The sequence below is a fragment of the Vibrio sp. D173a genome (assembly GCF_030248475.1).
In genome coordinates, this window is the sequence record NZ_JAHGAH010000600.1 from 1 (window position 1) to 1,042 (window position 1,042).

Below are 1,042 nucleotides of genomic sequence, written 5' to 3' on the forward strand. Positions count from 1 at the left end.
GTGTTACCCGCGATGGTTAGCTTGTAGCCACGGTCAGCAACTTGCTGATCTAGGTACGGTGCGTGTTGGAATGCGTTGATGTCGATTGAGCCATCATCAAGTGCCGCGTTTGGTGTTACGTAGTCTGTGAACGTTACTAGCTCAACGTCTAGGCCGTACTTTTCTTTTGCAACTTTTGCAGCAACTTCAGCTACTTGAGCTTCTGCACCTGCCATAACGCCGACTTTAACTTTTGATGTGTCGATCTCTTTTTCACCACAACCTGATAGCACAAGTGCTGATGCTGCCGCAGCGATAGCAAGTAAACCTTTTAGGCTGAATTTCATAATAATCTCCTTTTAATACATCTTTTTATCTGTGATCGACACGGCGAACAATAGAATCGCCAATCGATTGAATAATTTGAACTAGGACAATCAGCATTACGACAGTGACGGCCATAATCGTCACATCATAGCGGTGGAAACCATAGCGTATTGCTACGTCACCAAGACCACCACCGCCCACGGTACCTGCCATTGCTGAGTAGCTGACTAGGGTCACCAGTGTGATGGTTACTGAATTGATAATAGTGGGTAACGCCTCAGGTAGCAGAACTTTTGTGATGATCTGCGTTGGGGTAGCACCCATAGATTGCGCCGCTTCCACCAGACCTGTTGGAACTTCAAGTAGTGCGCCTTCAATAAGACGAGCCACGAATGGAATTGCGCCGATAGTCAGTGGAACGATTGCTGCGGTTGTACCGATAAAAGTACCAATTAACAGCTTAGTTAATGGGATAATCGCCACCATCAATACTAAGAAAGGTACTGAACGGCCTACGTTCACGACTGCGCCAAGAATCTTGTTTAGCTTGGTGTTCTCTAGCAAGGCACCTTTTTTGGTCGTGTGCAGGATAACGCCAAGTGGAATACCAACTGCAAAACCAACAATGCCAGCTACCGCTACCATGTAAAGGGTTTCCCACGTAGCGCCAAGTAGTAGGTTAACGTTGAGGCTTACCCAATCTGCGATCTCATTAAAGGACATAGCCAAGTACCTC

General features: G+C 46.7%; 2 protein-coding genes. Both read right to left on the bottom strand.

The features are described 5' to 3' along the window. A partial coding sequence (locus KIV40_RS27820; protein ID WP_285352430.1) for a MetQ/NlpA family ABC transporter substrate-binding protein occupies positions 1-326 on the bottom strand: 326 nt, incomplete at its 3' end. A 25-nt stretch (positions 327-351) separates the two neighbouring features. Next, a complete protein-coding gene (locus KIV40_RS27825; protein WP_285352432.1) occupies positions 352-1,029 on the bottom strand; it encodes a methionine ABC transporter permease in 678 nt (225 codons plus the stop codon). Positions 1,030-1,042: the final 13 nt, after the last annotated feature.

Bases quoted from the DNA above. Each gene is read 5' to 3' on its own strand.
- KIV40_RS27825 (WP_285352432.1), bottom strand. From the start codon at position 1,029: ATGTCCTTTAATGAGATCGCAGATTGGGTAAGCCTCAACGTTAACCTA.